This is a genomic window from Oerskovia jenensis (genome assembly GCF_016907235.1).
Taxonomy (GTDB): domain Bacteria; phylum Actinomycetota; class Actinomycetes; order Actinomycetales; family Cellulomonadaceae; genus Oerskovia; species Oerskovia jenensis.
The window spans coordinates 3954808-3971626 of the sequence record NZ_JAFBBO010000001.1 but is presented as its reverse complement, the minus strand read 5'-3'; the positions used below and the strand labels follow the sequence as shown (position 1 = coordinate 3971626).

12 protein-coding genes are annotated in these 16819 nt (G+C 72.6%); 5 read left to right on the top strand and 7 right to left on the bottom strand.

The annotated features are described in order from the left end of the window. Positions 1 to 62: 62 nt before the first annotated feature. The 3 genes from JOD49_RS17695 to lplAB form a co-directional block, all read right to left on the bottom strand. On the bottom strand, positions 63 to 1079 hold the full coding sequence (locus JOD49_RS17695) for a carbohydrate ABC transporter permease (protein ID WP_205308336.1): 1017 nt from the start codon (positions 1077 to 1079) through the stop codon (positions 63 to 65). A 7-nt stretch (positions 1080 to 1086) separates the two neighbouring features. Next, the gene (locus JOD49_RS17690; protein ID WP_205308335.1) at positions 1087 to 2394 is read right to left on the bottom strand and encodes a sugar ABC transporter substrate-binding protein; all 1308 of its coding nucleotides are present in this window, start codon (positions 2392 to 2394) and stop codon (positions 1087 to 1089) included. A 300-nt stretch (positions 2395 to 2694) separates the two neighbouring features. Beyond that, complete coding sequence (gene lplAB, locus JOD49_RS17685; protein WP_205308334.1) at positions 2695 to 3744, bottom strand: lipoate-protein ligase LplAB; 1050 nt, start codon at positions 3742 to 3744, stop codon at positions 2695 to 2697. 337 nt (positions 3745 to 4081) lie between these two features. On the opposite strand from lplAB, the gene JOD49_RS17680 reads away from it, so the two are divergent. Genes JOD49_RS17680 through JOD49_RS17670 form a run of 3 tightly spaced genes read left to right on the top strand, consistent with a single transcriptional unit; the run spans position 4082 to position 9035 of the window. Beyond that, positions 4082 to 5287 (top strand): BadF/BadG/BcrA/BcrD ATPase family protein, encoded by a 1206-nt coding sequence (locus JOD49_RS17680; protein WP_239526683.1) that lies wholly within the window; start codon positions 4082 to 4084, stop codon positions 5285 to 5287. Next, complete coding sequence (locus JOD49_RS17675; protein WP_030152170.1) at positions 5284 to 6171, top strand: MurR/RpiR family transcriptional regulator; 888 nt, start codon at positions 5284 to 5286, stop codon at positions 6169 to 6171. Before JOD49_RS17680 ends, JOD49_RS17675 begins: the two co-directional genes overlap by 4 nt. Continuing rightward, positions 6168 to 9035, top strand: coding sequence for an FAD-binding and (Fe-S)-binding domain-containing protein (locus tag JOD49_RS17670; RefSeq protein ID WP_205308332.1), 2868 nt, complete (start codon positions 6168 to 6170; stop codon positions 9033 to 9035). Before JOD49_RS17675 ends, JOD49_RS17670 begins: the two co-directional genes overlap by 4 nt. 84 nt (positions 9036 to 9119) lie before the next feature. On the opposite strand, the gene cimA is transcribed toward JOD49_RS17670, so the two are convergent. After that, the gene (gene cimA, locus JOD49_RS17665) at positions 9120 to 10784 is read right to left on the bottom strand and encodes a citramalate synthase (protein WP_205308331.1); all 1665 of its coding nucleotides are present in this window, start codon (positions 10782 to 10784) and stop codon (positions 9120 to 9122) included. Positions 10785 to 11167: 383 nt separating this feature from the next. On the opposite strand from cimA, the gene JOD49_RS17660 reads away from it, so the two are divergent. Further along, positions 11168 to 11746 carry a DUF6069 family protein gene (locus JOD49_RS17660; RefSeq protein WP_205308330.1) on the top strand — a complete coding sequence of 193 codons (579 nt, stop codon included), beginning with the start codon at positions 11168 to 11170 and terminating at the stop codon, positions 11744 to 11746. A 91-nt stretch (positions 11747 to 11837) separates the two neighbouring features. Here JOD49_RS17660 and JOD49_RS17655 read toward each other — a convergent pair whose 3' ends face one another. Together JOD49_RS17655 and JOD49_RS17650 are read right to left on the bottom strand one after the other, a co-directional pair. Then, on the bottom strand, positions 11838 to 12968 hold the full coding sequence (locus tag JOD49_RS17655; protein ID WP_205308329.1) for a branched-chain amino acid aminotransferase: 1131 nt from the start codon (positions 12966 to 12968) through the stop codon (positions 11838 to 11840). Positions 12969 to 13175: 207 nt separating this feature from the next. Further along, a complete protein-coding gene (locus JOD49_RS17650; protein ID WP_205308328.1) occupies positions 13176 to 14219 on the bottom strand; it encodes a 3-isopropylmalate dehydrogenase in 1044 nt (347 codons plus the stop codon). A 257-nt stretch (positions 14220 to 14476) separates the two neighbouring features. Here JOD49_RS17650 and JOD49_RS17645 point away from each other — a divergent pair, with 257 nt between their 5' ends. Continuing rightward, positions 14477 to 15742, top strand: coding sequence for an ROK family transcriptional regulator (locus JOD49_RS17645; RefSeq protein ID WP_205308327.1), 1266 nt, complete (start codon positions 14477 to 14479; stop codon positions 15740 to 15742). 218 nt (positions 15743 to 15960) lie between these two features. On the opposite strand, the gene JOD49_RS17640 is transcribed toward JOD49_RS17645, so the two are convergent. Next, positions 15961 to 16593, bottom strand: coding sequence for an ASCH domain-containing protein (locus JOD49_RS17640; RefSeq protein ID WP_205308326.1), 633 nt, complete (start codon positions 16591 to 16593; stop codon positions 15961 to 15963). Between the last annotated feature and the right edge of the window lie 226 nt (positions 16594 to 16819).

The following is a 16819-nucleotide window of genomic DNA, read 5'->3' as shown; positions in this document are numbered from 1 at the left end:
CTCCGTGCGACCCGCGCGGCCGGCCGTGCGCGGGGTGCTGGACGGGGTACCGGTCAGGGCGCTCACAGCTCCTCCTCCTTGAACAGGGTGCGCATGTACACGACGGTGATCCCGAGCAGGATCAGGGTGAGCAGCACGGCGATCGCCGAGCCCATCCCGTACTTGCCCTGCGCGAAGGACTGGATGTACGACCACACGCCGAGGTTGAAGACCTCCTTGTTGCCGCCGTTGCCGCCGGGCATCAGGTAGATCTGGGTGAAGACCTTGAAGTCCCAGATGGTCGACAGGATCGTCACGACCGCGAAGACGGGGCGCAGGATCGGCGCGGTGATGGTCCAGAACCGGCGCCAGGGCGTGGCGCCGTCCATCATCGCGGCCTCGTGCAGCTCCTTGGGGATCGTCAGCAGGCCCGCGAGGACCGTGATCGCCACGAAGGGGAACCCGTGGTGCACGACGTTGAGGGTCGCGATCGCGTAGAAGCTCAGGCGCTCGGTGAACCAGTTCGTGGTCGCCGGGTCGATCAGACCGACCGAGTCGAGCACCGAGGAGACCAGACCGTTGAGCGGGTCGAAGATCCAGATCCACACGTACGTGCCGGTGATGGCCGGGACGGCCCAGGCGACCATGATCGCCGTCGAGCAGATCGTGCGCCAGAACGTCCCGAGGTTGTTGAGGAACAGCGCGACCGCCGTACCGAGGACCACCGTGAGCACCACGCACGCGACCGCGAAGCCGATCGTGTTGGGCAGGACGACGGTCCACAGGAACGAGTCACCGAAGATCGCGGCGTAGTTGTCGAAGCCGATGTAGTTCGACTCGCCCGAGGCGATCTGCCGCAGGCCGTAGTCCTGCAGCGAGATCATCACGACGCGGGCCAGGGGCCACAGGAGCAGGATGCCGAGGACACCGAGCGCGGGGGCCAGGAGCAGCCAGGGGCGCAGCGGAGACTTGTGGCCGAGCGCGCCGTGCATGCCGCGCCGGCCCGTGCTGCGGCCCGGGGTGGACGGAGAAACCGGGGCCGGAGCCCGGCGCGTCAGCTTGTCGGCCGACGCGCCGGGAACCTGGTGCAGATCTGCCATGGGTTCGTCAGGACCCGAAGGTCTCGTTCATGTCGGCGGCCGCGGTGTCCGCGGCCTCCTTGACCGTGGCGCTGCCCGAGAGGATCGACTGCAGCATCGTCTCGACGGTCTTCTTGCCCTGGATCTGGCCGTAGAGCGGCGTCACCGGGACCGAGGCGCCGGCCTCGACCATCTGCTGGGCGAACGGCGCGACGAGCGGGTCGTTCTCCTCGATGACCTTCTCGAGGAGCGAGGTCTGGCCGGGGAAGTACCCGGACTGGTTGCCCCACTCCTGCGCGAACTCGCCGGTCGTCATCATCTCGACGAACTCCCACGCGAGGTCCTGCTTCTCGCTGGCCGCGAAGACACCCAGGTGCGAGCCGCCCAGGAACGAGTCCGACAGGCCGTCGGTCTCGCCCGGGATGGGGAACGCGCCGATCTTGTCGGCCATGTCCGGGACGTCCGTGAGGATCTTGCCCGGGGTCCAGCTGCCGGAGATCATCATGCCGACGTTGCCCTGCTCGAAGTTCGACAGGAGGTCGGTCTCCTTCCACGTCGTGGCCGCAGCGGTCGACAGACCCGCGTCGGTCGCGAGACCCGTGTAGAACTCGAGGCCCTTGACGGAGTCCGCGGAGTTGATCTCGGACTTCCAGGTGTCGCCGTCCTTGACGGCCAGGTCGCCGCCCGCGCCCCAGATGAAGGGCATGGCGCCGTACTGGGAGTCACCGGCGATCGGGAAGGGGATGAGACCCGGGTTCGCGGCCTTGAGCGTCTCGGCCGCGGCCTGGAGCTCGGCCCACGTCGTGGGGATCGCGATGCCGGCCGCCTCGAAGAGGTCCTTGCGGTAGATGACCGAGCGCACCCCGGCGTACCAGGGCATGCCGTACTGCGCGCCGTCGAGCGTCGCGGACTCGACGAGCCCGGGGACGAGGTCCTCCTCGAGGCCCGCGTCCTTGATCCGGTCGGTCAGGTCGGACAGGGCGCCGACGTCGGCGAACTCACCGGTCCAGGTGGTGCCGAGCTCGGCGACGTCCGGCGTGGTGTTGCCCGCGATGGAGGTCGTGAACTTGTCGTGCGCGCTGGCCCACGGCTGGAACTCGATCTGGAGGTCGGCGCCGGTCTCTTCCTTGAACGCGGTGGTGACCTCGTCGAAGAAGGCGTCCCCGTCGGGGTTGGTGCCCTCCATGATCCAGACGGTGAGGGTCTCGCCGGTGTGGTCGGCGGAGGCTGCGTCCCCCGTGGCCTCGCCGCCGCTGTTGTCCCCGCCGCCACACGCGGTGAGGCCGAGCGCCAGGAGGAGGGTGCCCGTGACGGCCACCGTGCTGCGTCGCTGCATGCCGTGACTTCCTTTCTGGTCGGCTGCCGCGTCGCGGCCAGCCGTTCGTCCCTGCGGACCTGATCGTTCGTGAAGGCGCCGGATCGTCGGGGCCCTTCGACTCTGAAACAAACTTACATCAGGTTGGGTGTTCGTGAAGATTACCGCCAAACGATGGCAGAGGGAAGTCCGCCGCGAAGTTGTGACCTGCCGGTGACCTCGGCGCCCCGCCACGGGGGCTCGCCCCCGCACGAGACCCCAGCAGAGGGCGCCGGGCGACGGCACGGAGCGTCACCCGGCGACGACCCGACGGCTACCGCGTCACGGCACGCGCGCGGTCCACTCCTCGGTGCCGAACTTCGTGCGCACGAGCTCCTCGGCCTGCGCGCGCTCGTCGGCCGTCACGGCACCGTCGACCGTGCGGTACCGCGACCGGAAGTGCGCCTTGAAGGCCTCGATGACCTCCTCGCGCGCCATGCCGGTCTGCGAGCGCACCGGGTCGACGCGCTTGTTGGCGCTCTTGGTGCCCTTGTCGCTCATCTTCTCGCGACCGATGCGCAGGACCTCGAGCATCTTGTCGGCGTCGATGTCGTACGCCATGGTCACGTGGTGCAGCACCGCTCCCCCGCGCAGGCGCTTCTGCGCGGCGCCCGCGATCTTGCCGGCCGGGGACGCGATGTCGTTGAGCGGCTTGTACGTGGCGTGCACGCCGACGTCGGCGAGCGCCCCCAGCACCCAGTCGTCGAGGAACGCGTACGAGCGCTCGAAGCTCAGCCCCTCGACGAGCGAGGCCGGGACGGTCAACGAGTACGTGATGGTGTTGCCGGGCTCGACGAACATGGCGCCGCCGCCCGAGATCCGGCGGACCACGGTGATGCCGTGCTTCGCGGCCCCCTCGGGGTCGACCTCGTTCGCGAGCGACTGGAACGACCCGATGATGACCGCGGGCGCGCCCCACTCCCAGATGCGCAGCGTCGGGCCGCGCCGGCCGGCGTCGAGCTCCTCGGTCAGGACCTGGTCGAGCGCGAGGTGCATCGCGGGCTGCTCGGGTCCCTCGTGGATGATCTCGAAGACGTGGTCACCCCAGCCGGTCGCGTGACCGAGCGCGCGGCGCACCGCGATCGCGACGGCCTCGGGCGAGAACCCGACCATGGTGATGTCGTCGGTCAGGACGGCCTCGATCGCCTGCGCCAGGTCGGCGACGGTCGACGTCTCGGGCAGCCCGGTCAGGGCGGCGTTGATGTCGTCGAGCGCGTCGTCGGGCTCGAGGAAGAAGTCTCCGCTCAGCGCGACGCGGGACAGCCTCCCCTCGTCGGTCTCGACGTCGACCGCCACGAGCTTGCCACCGGGAACCTTGTACTCGCCTCTCATGGGCTCCACGGTACGTGCCGCAGGATGCGAGCCGCCGCTCCACGGGCCTCCTGGACGCGGGACTCGTGGTGACCTGGGCCACACGCTGGAGTAGCCTCCAAGCACCAGGGCACGGGCCCCCGCTCGAGGGCCCGGCCTGGGACGCACCCCGGGGCCCGGCCCGGGGCCCGGCTGAGACCCGGCCGGGGTGCGACCGCGAACCGGCCGGGGCGCGACCGCGAACCGGATCGACGGCGCCGCGGCCCCCCCTCGGGCAGAGCCGGGTGAACGCCGTGGCACTTTTCTCCGCACGCTAGCGCTGTTGTGAAATTTCATGCCACAATGAGGCGTGACCAGCATGCAGGACGCCGCCCCCGGCCGCCCGGACGCCCGTGCAGACGTCGCGAGGACCGCCACGGGCTCCCCCCGCTGGATCGTCGCGATCGACGTCGGCGGGAGCGGCAGCCGCCTGGTCGCGGCCCGGCTCGAGCGCGATCCCGACACCGACCTCGCCGCCACCCCTGACGCCCACCGCACGAGCCTCACCGGTCGCCCGGTCGCGATCGGACCCGACGGCAGCGACGTCGCCGACGTCGTGCACGACCTCGGCGCGGCGTTCGTCACGGCCTGGACCGAGACTCACGGCGAGCCCCCCGTGGTCGCCGCCGCCGCGGTCGGCGCGACGGGCGTCGCGACCCTGGTCCCGGACCCGACCGCCGTCCACGACGCGCTCCGCGCGAGCCTCGGGGCCGAGCGCACAGCGGTCGCGGCCGACGCCGTGACCGCCCACCTCGGCGCGCTGAGCGGCCGGGCGGGCGCGGTGGTCGCGGTCGGCACCGGCACGATCGCCCTGGGCACGGACCTCCACGAGATCTGGCAGCGCGTCGACGGCTGGGGTCACCTTCTCGGCGACCTCGGCTCGGCGTCGTGGATCGGCGCCCACGGGCTGCGGGCGGCGCTCGCCGCGCACGACCGTCGTTCGACGGGCGGCTCGCGCCCGCTGCTCGCCGCCGCCACGGCACGGTTCGGCCCCGCCCCGACCTGGCCCGCCCAGCTCTACACGCGCCCCGACCGCGCCCAGGTCCTCGGGTCGTTCACGCCCGACGTCGCGGCAGCCGCCGCGGCGGGCGACCCGGCGGCCGTGCAGATCCTCACCGAGGCCGGACGGCACCTGGCCGAGTCGCTCGCGGCGGCCCTCGTCCCCGGGCTGCCGCCGCTCGCCGCGGCCACGGGGGGCGTCCTGGCGGCGGGCCCGTCACTGACGGGAGCGCTCACGCGTCGCTTCGCCGCGCTGCGCCCCGACGCCGAGCTCGTCCCCTCCGCGGGCACCCCGCTCGACGGCGCGCTGCACCTGGCCCGGCTGCTCGCCGAGAGCACGGGCAGCACCGGGGACCCCGGGGGCACCGAGGGCACCGCGGCGCTCGTCGCGCACGAGCCGTGGCTGAGCCTCGGAGGTCCTCACCCGGACCCCGCACCCGCCACCGGTACCAGCACCAGCTCCGCCCCCCGGACCGACAGCCACCCCGACAGCCACCCCGCACCGATCACAGGAGATCCGACATGACAGGTGATGGACTCGTCCGCATCCGGCAGGCCCTGCCGACGCTCCGCCCGGCCGAGGCCCGGATCGCGGAGGCCGTGCTCGCGGACCCGACCGCCGTCGTCGGGTCCACGATCAACGAGCTCGCGGCGCGAGCGGGCGCCTCGCAGGCCACGGTCGTGCGCTTCTGCCGGGCGATCGGCTACGCGGGCTACCCCGAGTTCCGGATCGACCTCGCCCAGGCCACGTCGCGCCGCGAGATGGAGCTCGAGCGCTCGAACGTCGCGCACGGCGAGATCAACGAGACCGACACGGCCGAGGACGTCGTCGCGAAGATCGCGTTCCACGAGGCGCGGACGATCGAGGAGACCGCGCGCATGCTCGACCTCGGCGCGCTCGAGCAGGTCGCGGCGGCGGTCGCGGCCGCGCCCCGCGTCGACGTGTTCGGCGTCGGGTCGAGCCAGCTCACGGGGCAGGACCTCGCGCAGAAGCTCCAGCGCATCGGGCTCGTGTGCTTCGCCGCGCCCGACCCGCACCTCCAGCTCCAGTCCGCAGCGCTGCTGCGCCCGGGCGCGGTCGCGATCGGGATCTCGCACAGCGGGCAGACGGTCGAGACGAACCACGCGCTCGGCATCGCGCAGGCGCGCGGGGCGACGACCGTCGCGATCACGAACTTCCCCGAGTCCCCGCTGGGCCAGGAGGCCGGCATCGTCCTGGGCACCACGGCGCGCGAGACGCAGTTCCGCTCGGGCGCCCTGTCGAGCCGCATCGCGCAGCTCGCGGTCGTCGACTTCCTGTTCGTCCGCGTGGCCCAGCGCCTGTACGAGCAGACGAGCGCCAACCTCAAGGCGACCTACGACGCGGTCCAGCCCCACCGGCTCGACGGGGAGCGCAAGGCCCGGGCATGAGCGTCTCCGCCGCGACGACGCGGGCCCTCGAGATCCGGACCGACCTCCTGACGCGGGTCGCCCAGGCGCACGACGCGTCGCACTACCTGCTGCGCCCCGAGGCGGTGGCCCGCGCCCACGACGTGCCCGACGTCGTCGCGGCCTTCGCCGAGGCCCGTCGCCGTGGGCTGTCGGTCACGTTCCGCTCGGGTGGGACGAGCCTGTCGGGTCAGGCGTCGGGCGCGGGCCTGCTCGTGGACACGCGCACGCGCTTCACGCGTGTCGAGGTGCTCGACGACGGCGCCCGCGTGCGCTGCCAGCCGGGCGTGACGCTGCGCTCGGTCAACGGGCGGCTCCTGCGCCACGGGCGGCGGCTCGGCCCCGACCCGGCGAGCGAGATCGCGTGCACGATCGGCGGGGTCGTCGCGAACAACTCCTCGGGCATGGCCTGCGGGACGGTCGACACCGCGTACCGCACGATCGAGTCGATGACCCTGGTCCTGCCGAGCGGGACCGTGCTCGACACGGGCGCCCCGGACGCGGACGAGCGGCTGCGGGCCCTCGAGCCCGCGCTGCACCGCGGCCTGGCGGAGCTGCGCGACCGGGTGCGTGCGAGCGCGTCGATGCGCGCGACGATCGCGCACCAGTACTCGATGAAGAACACCATGGGCTACGGCGTCAACGCGTTCGTGGACCACGACTCCCCCGTCACGATCCTCGAGCACCTGGTCGTCGGGTCGGAAGGGACGCTCGCGTTCGTGGCGGACGTGACCTTCCGGACCGTGCCGCTGCTGCCCGCGGCCTCGACGACCCTCCTGGTCTTCGACGCGCTCGAGCACGCGACCGACGCCCTGGCGACAGTCACCGGCTCGGGCGCGCGCGCGATCGAGCTGCTCGACGCGGCCTCGCTCCGCGTCGCGGCCGCCGACCCGCTCGCCGACGCGTCGATGCGGGCCTTCGCGACCGCCACGACCCAGACGGCCCTGCTCGTCGAGTACCAGGCCACGAGCGCCGAGGGGCTCGAACCGTTCGAGGAGGCCGCGCGCCGCGTCATCGGCGACCTCGCCCTCGCGACCCCTGCCGAGCTCACGCGCGACCCTGCGGCCCGCGGGCGCCTGTGGCGCGTGCGCAAGGGCCTCTACACCGCGGTGGCCGGCGCCCGCGCGCCGGGCAGCACGGCCCTGCTGGAAGACCTGGTCGTCCCCGTCCCCGACCTCACCGCGACGGTCCGCGACCTGGGAGGCCTGTTCGACCAGCACGGCTACGACGACGCCGTGACGTTCGGGCACGCCAAGGACGGCAACCTGCACTTCATGATCACCCCGCGCCTGTCCGACGACGGCGAGCTCGACCGGTTCGCGGCCTTCACCGAGGACATGGTGACCCTGGTGCTCGACCGAGGCGGCTCGCTCAAGGCCGAGCACGGCACGGGCCGCATCATGGCGCCGTTCGTCCGGCGGCAGTTCGGGGACGACCTCTACGCCGTGATGCGCGAGGTCAAGGCGCTGTGCGACCCGACGGGACTGCTCAACCCGGGGGTCCTGCTCACGGACGACGACGAGGCGCACCTGACGCACCTCAAGCTCGTGCCGCGGGTCGGGACGGCCGCGGCCGGCGATCTCGCCGAGGTCGTGGACCGGTGCGTCGAGTGCGGCTACTGCGAGCCCGCGTGCCCGTCGCGGACCGTCACGACGACCCCGCGCCAGCGCATCGCGCTCCTGCGCGAGATGGTCACGGCTCCCCCGTCCGAGCGCGCGGAGCTCGAGCGCGCCTACGAGTACTCGGCCGTCGACACGTGCGCCGTGGACTCGCTGTGCGTGACCGCGTGCCCGGTCGGGATCGACACGGGCAAGGTCATGAAGGTCCGCCGCGCACAACGGCACGGGGCCGTCGTCCAACGCGCCGGGCGGGTCGCGGCCGAGCACTGGGGCGGCGCGGTCACGGGCCTGCGCGGGGCGCTCGGCGTCGTCGACCGCCTGCCCACCCCGCTCGTGACCGCGGCCTCGAAGGTCGGGCGCGCCGTGCTGGGCGCGGACGTCGTGCCGCTCGTCGGTGCGGACCTGCCCGGGCCGGGACCGCGTCGCGTGGCGTCGGCCGGGGCCGTCGCCGACGCGTCGGTCGTCTTCTTCCAGTCCTGCATGGGCTCGCTCTTCTCTCCCGCCGAGGACTCTCCCAGCCCGGGCGGCGTGGGTCCGGCGTTCCTCGCGCTGTGCGAGCGCTCGGGGATCCAGGTCGCGATCCCCGAGCCGATCGCGGGCCTGTGCTGCGGCACCCCCTGGGTCTCCAAGGGGCTGACCGACGGTGCGACCGCGATGGCCGAACGGGCCTTCGCCGCGCTCTGGGCCGCGACCGACGGCGGCAGGCTGCCCGTCGTCTCGGACGCGTCGAGCTGCACCCACGGGCTCGAGGGGATCGGCTCGCACCTGACCGGTGAGGCCCGCGAGTGGTTCGGTCGGCTGCGCGTCCTGGACGCCGTGACGTTCGTCCGCAGAGACGTCCTGCCCGCGCTCGAGGCGAGCGGCCGCTGCCCCCGGGCCGTCGGTACGACGCTGGGCTCGCTCGTCCTGCACCCGACGTGCTCGTCGATCCACCTGGGGGTCGTCGGCGACCTCGAGGCGGTCGCCCGCGCGGTGGCCGACGACGTCGTCCTCCCCCTCGACGCGGGATGCTGCGGGTTCGCGGGCGACCGCGGGATGCTCCACCCCGAGCTCACCGCGGCTGCGACGCGTACGGAAGCCGCCGAGGTCGCGGCCCACGCGCGCGATCACGGCACCGCGGACGCGTACGCGTCGAGCAACCGGACGTGCGAGATGGGGCTGAGCCGGGCGACGGGGCAGGACTACGTGCACGTCGTCGAGCTGCTCGAGGCGGCCACCCGCCCCTGACGGCCCACCCGCCGACGTGTCAGAAGGAGCGTGACCCGGAGGTCACGCTCCTTCTGACACCGGGGGTGCTGCGCGGCGCGACGCTCAGCGCGGCTGCACGCCCGCGTGGATCAGCCCGTAGATCGCCGAGTCCGTCAGCGCCTCCCAGGCCGCCTCGATGAGGTTGGGCCCGACACCCACGGTCGACCACGACGTCGCCCCGTCGGTCGTCTCGATGAGGACGCGCGTGATGGCGTCCGTGCCCTGCTCGGTGTCGAGGATGCGGACCTTGAAGTCGATGAGCTCGAACGCCTCGATCTCCGGGTACACGCGCCGCAGCGCGAGCCGCAACGCGTGGTCGAGCGCGTTCACGGGCCCGTTGCCCTCGCCCGTCTTGACGATGCGCTTGCCTCCGGCGTGCAGCTTGACGGTCGCCTCGGCCGTCGCCTCGGTGCCGCGCCCACCGGCCCGCTCGACGATCGTGCGCCAGCTCTCGACCCGGAAGAACTGCGGCCGCTCGCCCGCGATCTCCTCGCGCAGGAGCAGCTCGAACGAACCGTCCGCGGCCTCGTACGTGTACCCGCGGGCCTCGTCGTCCTTGACGCGGTTGGTCACGCGCGAGAGCACGTCGCCCTGGTCGGACAGGTCGAAGCCCATCTCGCGCCCCTTGAGCTCGATCGAGGCGCGTCCCGCCATGTCCGAGATGAGCATGCGCATGTCGTTCCCGACGAGCGTGGGCTCGATGTGCTGGTAGAGGTCCGGGTCGACCTTGATCGCCGAGGCGTGCAGGCCGGCCTTGTGCGCGAACGCGCTCGCCCCGACGTACGGCTGGCGCGCGTACGGGGAGATGTTGGTGATCTCGCTGATGGCGTGCGCGATGCGCGTGGTCTCCTGCAGACCGCCGTCGACGAGCAGCGTGCGCCCGTGCTTGAGCTCGAGGTTCGCGACGACCGTGATGAGGTCCGCGTTCCCGGTGCGCTCGCCGTAGCCGTTGACGGTCCCCTGGACGTGCGCGGCGCCTGCGGCCACGGCCGCGAGCGAGTTGGCGACGGCGCAGCCCGAGTCGTTGTGCGCGTGCATCCCGAGCAGGGGGTCGCCCGCGCGGGCGTGGAGCCCGTCCGGGATCCCGACGACGTCGCGCAGCTCCGTGACGATCTCGCCGACCCACTCGGGCAGCATGCCGCCGTTGGTGTCGCACAGCGCGACGACCTCCGCCCCCGCCGCGAACGCGGCCTCGACCGTCGCGCGCGAGTACGCAGGGTCGAACCGGTAGCCGTCGAAGAAGTGCTCGGCATCCAGGACCACCCGACGCCCCTCGGCCACGAGGAACGCGACCGTGTCGGTGATCATGGCGAGGTTCTCGGCGCCCGTGGTCCGCAGCGCACGCTCGGCGTGACGGAGGTCGGACTTGGCGACGAGGGTGATCACGGGCGCCTGAGAGGCGACGAGCGCCCGGACCTGCTGGTCGTCGGCGGCCTTGATCCCGGCCTTGCGGGTCGCGCCGAACGCGGCGAGCACGGCGTTCTTGAGCGTGAGCTCCTTCGCGGCGCGGGAGAAGAAGTCGGTGTCCTTGGGGATGGCCCCGGGCCAGCCGCCCTCGATGAACCCGACGCCCAGCTCGTCCAGGAGCGGGGCGATCGCGAGCTTGTCGGCGACCGTGAGGTTCATGCCCTCCTGCTGCGCGCCGTCGCGCAGGGTCGTGTCGTAGACGTGGAACGTCGAGGGTGCGCTCGCTGTGGCGGGAGCTACGGGGTTCACCTGGGAAGTCATCGTGCCGCTCTCTGGGGAGATCTCGGGGTCCAGCGGTGCCGCCTGGGCGAGACCACTCTAGGTGGACCGGGCGATCCGCTTCCGCGCTCGCCGGGGGTTCCTCGTTCCCACGCGCCGGGCGGTCGCTCTCGTGAAGCTCGTGCCCGGCGCTTCGGTGCCCGACCGGGGTGGTGTCAGGCAACAAAAAAACCCCCCGAGGGTGCGGGAGGTTTGCGCGTCCGGTGTGGTGGCCGGGCGCGCTACTCGATAATGAGGTGGGATACGAGGTGTGTCACAGGACACATGCTGCCACAGCAGCCGCCAGGATGGAACGGTGTCCACGGACTGAGCACGCCCACCGGCGAGCGCCCGGAACGACAGCCTGCAACGACAGGAGACGCATCATGAGCGACCCGAACTACCCGCCCCGCGGCAACGTCCCGCAGCCTGGTTCGCCCGGCCATCCCCAAGGGGTCCCGCCGGCCATCCCGCCCACGGTCCCACCCGACCCGCACGTCGACTTCCCCGCGCCCCACGAGCCCGTCAACCCTGCGGACCCGCGCCTCGCGGTCGAGGTCGGCCGCTTCTGGGCCGGGGCGGCCGCCACGGCGCTCGTGGCGGCGCTCATCGGCCTCGTGGCCGTGATCATCCTCGAGCGGATCTTCTCGTTCACGCTCGTGCCGCCGCCGGACATCTTCTCGACCGCCTCGCACCAGGCCGCGTTCGCGATCGACGGGGCGATCCTCGCCCTGCTCGCGGCGGGGCTGCTGCACGTGCTGATCCTCACGACCCCGCGCCCGCGGGCGTTCTTCGGCTGGATCATGGCGCTCGTGATCGTCGTCATCACGGCCCTGCCGTTCGCCTGGACCACGGACACGACGTCGGCCGTGCTGTCCGGGCTCGTGAACCTGCTCATCGGGGTCGCCGTCTGGTCGCTGCTCGCGGGCGTCGCGGGCCGGACGATCGTGCGCCGACCGGTCTGAGCCCCCCGAGACGCTGAGTGCGGAGTAGTTGTCGCAGATCGAGTCGATCGGCGACAACTACTCCGCACTCAAGGGTGGGTGAACGGGCGACTCAGGCCAGGCGCGTCATCCAGCCGTGGCGGTCTGCCGCGCGGCCGTTCTGGATGTCGGTGAGCTCGCCGCGGATCGCCAGGGTCAGCTCGCCCGCTCCGCCGTCGGCGATGGTGTGGTCGAAGTTCGACCCGCCCAGGCGGCCGATCGGCGTCACGACCGCGGCCGTGCCGCACGCGAACACCTCGGTCACCGCGCCGGACGCGATGTCGGCCAGGAGCTCCTCGAGCGGGATGCGCCGCTCGGTGACCTCGTGACCGCGGTCGTTGAGGAGCTGGATGATCGACGAGCGCGTCACGCCCTCGAGGATCGACCCCGTGAGCTCGGGCGTCTCGACCGACCCGTCGGCCTTGACGACGAACACGTTCATGCCGCCGAGCTCCTCGAGGAACGTGCTCGTCGACGAGTCGAGGAAGCAGACCTGCTCGAAGCCCTTCTCCTGCGCGAGCGTCTGCGGCAGCAGGCTCGACGCGTAGTTGCCGCCGCACTTGGCGTCACCCGTGCCACCGGCACCGGCGCGGCTGAACTCGCGGTCGACCCAGATCGAGACAGGCTTGACGCCGCCCGAGAAGTACGGGCCCACGGGCGAGGCGATCACGAGGTACTCGGCCTCGAGCGAGGCCCGCACACCGAGGAACGACTCCGAGGCGTACATGAACGGACGCAGGTACAGGCTCGCCTCCTCGCCGCTCGGGACCCACTCGATGTCGGTGCGCACGAGCGCCGTGATCGAGCCGATGAAGTCGTCGACCGAGAGCGCGGGCAACGCGAGCCGGTGCGCCGAGCGCGCGAAACGGGCCGCGTTGGCCTCGGGCCGGAAGGTCCACACGGACCCGTCCTGGTGCCGGTACGCCTTGAGACCCTCGAAGATCTCCTGGGCGTAGTGCAGCACCGCGGTCGCGGGGTCGAGCTGGAGCGGTCCGTACTTCTCGATGCGACGGTCGATCCAGCCGTCGGTCGAGTTCCAGCTGATCCGGGCCATGTGGTCCGAGAACACGGTGCCGAACTTCGGGGCGGAGATCGCGGCGGCCCTGGCCTCGGGGGAGGTCGGGGTGTCCGAGGTGCGGATGTCGAAGAGCGCGACGAGGTCCTCGGCCGAGGAAGCGGGCTGCGCTGTGAGGGGGGAAGTCATGTCATGGGCCTTTCACCTGGCGACCCGGGTGGGTTCCTCGCCTAGTTTTCCATGACGGAGCGCCCTTCGGCGCCCGCAGGGCGGGCGAGAACTCCCGGGCCTTCGACGAGGACGTGGGAGCGGTGAGGACGGCAGAGGGTGCGCGCCGCCGTCGGGCCCCTCAGCAGGGGGCACGACGGCGACGCGACGGCAGGTCGGGAGGACCGATCAGCCGGCGACGCGGGCAGCGAGCTCGCGCCCCACCTCGGCCGTCGACCGTACTCGGGTCCCCCGCTCGGCGAGGTCCGCGGCGACAGCGGCCTCGACGCGCTGCGACTGCTCGGCGAGGCCGAGGTGGTCGAGCAGCATCGCGACGGACAGGACCGTGGCGGTGGGGTCCGCCTTGCCCTGGCCCGCGATGTCGGGGGCCGAGCCGTGCACCGGCTCGAACATGGAGGGGGCCGTGCGGTCGGGGTTGATGTTGGCCGAGGCCGCGAGGCCGATGCCGCCGGTGATCGCGGCGGCCTGGTCCGTCAGGATGTCGCCGAACAGGTTGTCGGTGACGATGACGTCGAATCGCGACGGGTTCGTCGTGAGGAAGATCGTGGCGGCGTCCACGTGCAGGTAGTCCGTGGTGACGTCCGGGAACTCGGCGTTGACGGCCTCGACCGTGCGGCGCCACAGGTGACCGGCGTGGACCAGGACGTTGTGCTTGTGCACGAGCGTCAGGTGCTTGCGGGGGCGCGCCTGGGCGCGGGCGAACGCGTCACGCACGACGCGCTCGACGCCGAAGGCCGTGTTCACGGAGACCTCGGTCGCGATCTCGTGGGGCGTGCCGACGCGCAGCGCACCGCCGTTGCCGACGTAGGGGCCCTCGGTGCCCTCGCGGACGACGACGAAGTCGATCTCGCCCGGGTCCGCCAGCGGGGACCTCACGCCCGGGTACAGCTTGCCCGGGCGGAGGTTGACGTAGTGGTCGAGCGCAAAGCGCAGCTTGAGCAGCAGGCCGCGCTCGAGGACGCCCGACGGGACGGTCGGGTCGCCGATCGCGCCGAGGAGGATGGCGTCGTGCGTGCGGATCGCCGCGAGATCCTCGTCGGTGAGGGTCTCACCGGTCGCGTGCCAGCGGCGCGCACCGAGGTCGAAGGGGGTCGTCGAGACCTTGACGTCGGAACCCGAGAGCGCCGCCTCGAGCACGGCGAGGCCCTGCTCGACGACCTCGATACCGATGCCGTCTCCGGCGACCACTGCCAAGTCGATGTTGCGCGTCATGCTCCGCACCGTACGCGTCGAGGTCAGCCCTCGGGACGCCCATCTCACGCCTTGGGCGGTTCAGGGGGCGAAAGTCGCACCATCTCGCGGATCGGGCCGCCTCGTCTCGCCTGGCCACGCTCCCACCTCGAGCGGCTCGGTCCGCTCGACGCTCGGTGGTGTATGGAGAACCAGCACCCCGCCGACTTGCGCAATCCGCCAGAGTGCGCAACTCTTAGGAAACTTTCCTAAGATGCTGGCAGAGAGGCCACCACGCCGTGTCCCGCACGCACGTCCCGGGAACCCCCGGGTTGCTCCGCACGATCAACGACCGCGCCGCGCTCGAGCTCCTGCTCGACACCGGCCCCATGACACGGTCCCAGATCGGCGACCTCACCGGTGTCTCCCGCCCGACATCCTCCCAGATCGTGGCACGCCTCGAGTCCGCCGGGCTCATCGAACCCACCGGGGCCGTCCAGGGAGCCCGCGGCCCCCAGGCCGTCACGTACGCCGCGCGCACCGATGTCGTCGTCGGCCTGGCGCTCGACGTGCTCCCCGGAGGGGTGCAGGCCCGTGTCGTCGACGCCCGCGGCGCGGTCCTCGGCGGTGCCGAGGTCCCCACCTCGGCCGACCGCACGGCCGTGAGCGACGTCCGAGCAGCCCGGGACGCCGCCTGCGCCGACGCACGGGTGCCCGTCGAGCGTGTGGGGGCGATCGTCGTCGGGGTCCAGGCCGCAGCCGACCCGACGACGGGAGACCTGTGGCTCGTGGGCGACCTGCCGGGTTGGCCCCGCCTCGCCGTCCGCTCGCTCCTCGAGCAGGAGTTCGGCATCCCCGTGCACATCGAGAACGACGTCAACCTCGCGACGATCGCCGAGCAGGACGCCGGCCGGTGCGACGACACGAGCTTCTCCCTGCTCTGGATCGGGCAGGGGATCGGCCTCGGCACCCTCATCGACGGCCGTCTCCACCACGGCGCGACAGGCGCGGCCGGCGAGCTCGGGTACCTCCCCGTGCCCGTGACCGTGCGCGAGTACGACGACCACTCCGTCAATCTTCAGGACCTCGTGGGTGGCCGCCGGCTCGAGGAGCTCGCCGTGCGGTACGGCGTCCCCGGCGTCGGGTACACCGAGCATCTCGCGGCCATGGTCGCCGACCCGGACAGCCCCGCCGTGGTCGCGCTCGTCGAGGACTTCGGGCGGCGCCTCGCCACGGTCGTCCAACCGGTCGTCGCGGTCGTCGAACCACATCTCATCGTCCTGAGCGGCCCGACGTGCATCGCCGGCGGGCAGCGCCTCGCCGACGCGACCCGCAGCCACCTCACGGACACCGAGCAGGGGGTGGCCCTGATCGTCCCGGCGCTGGCCCCCTCGGCCCCGGTCCTGCGGGGCGCCCAGGCGGTCGTGGCGGCGGAGGTCCGCGCGCTCCTGCTCGACCGCGTCTCGCCCCACATCGTCGACCACGGCACGCACGGCGCACCTCTCCAGACGGTCCGCGCGACCGCAGCGCACCTCGGCGCCGCGGCGCCCTCACGCTCGGGGTAGCTCCTCTCGCTGCCCCGACGGGCGGTGGTCGCGGCCTGGGACGGCGACCACCGCTCACCCCCTGGGCCGTCGATCGCCGAGCACAGGGGCCCGACGACGTCACTCACCCCGGGCGCCGCACCCTCACCCGGTCCGCGGCCAGCAGCGCCCGCGCCTCGGCGGCCGTCGTGTCGCGCCCGTAGTCGGCGAGCTGGAACGGGCGGCGTGCGGGGAGGAGCTCATCGCTGCCGCGGGAACCGGAGCTCGAACCGCTCGCACACCACGGGCATGTCGTCGCGGAACTCCTGGCCCACGAGGACCCGCGAGAAGTACTCGCGGTGGCCCGCCCGCCAGGAGTCGAGCGTCCGGTCGTCCTCGCCCTCGGCTGCCGCGAAGTCGGCCGTGACCTGGTCGAACGGCACGACCTCGACCGACGTGGTGCGGATCAGGGCCCGCGGGTGCCCGTCACCGTCGAGGATGATCGAGAGCTCGCCGACCTGGGGCAGCGGCACGTCGGCGCCGTACTCCCAGTGCGACGACGACGTCGCGGTCTTGTCGCCCGACAGGACCGCTGCGAGCAGGCCGTCCGCGAGCACAGGGTTGTCCCCGAAGGACCACGCGGGCGGCGGCACGGTCGCCGAGATCCCGAAGCCCGTCACCACACCGACCTTGCCCTCCCCGGCGCGGACGCGAGCGGTCTCCCAGAACTCGAGGATCTCCTCGCCGCGGGGGTCGCTCTCGACCTCGCCGGGGCTCTCCCCCACGGGAACGTCCGAGGCGGCCCGGTGCTCGTCGCCCCGGGCGTCCCGCGGCGCCCGGTCGGCGCCGCCCTCGTTCGTGCTGTCCGGTCCGCGGTCGTCGTGGTGGCTCATACGTCCATGGTGGACCACGGACTCCCGGTGTGCCCGTCTTGTCGTGCTTTGGCCGCCGGGGTGTCGGGGATTCCACCCTGTCCCCGGGGGAACCGTCCGCGCCGACGGTGACGGCCAAGCCCGCCGAGGGTGGCCGCACGACGTGTCGGCGGTGACGCCGAGGCCGCCGACGGTGACGACAGGACGCGCCGACCCATCGTCCTCGCCGACGGTGCGCCACCCTCGA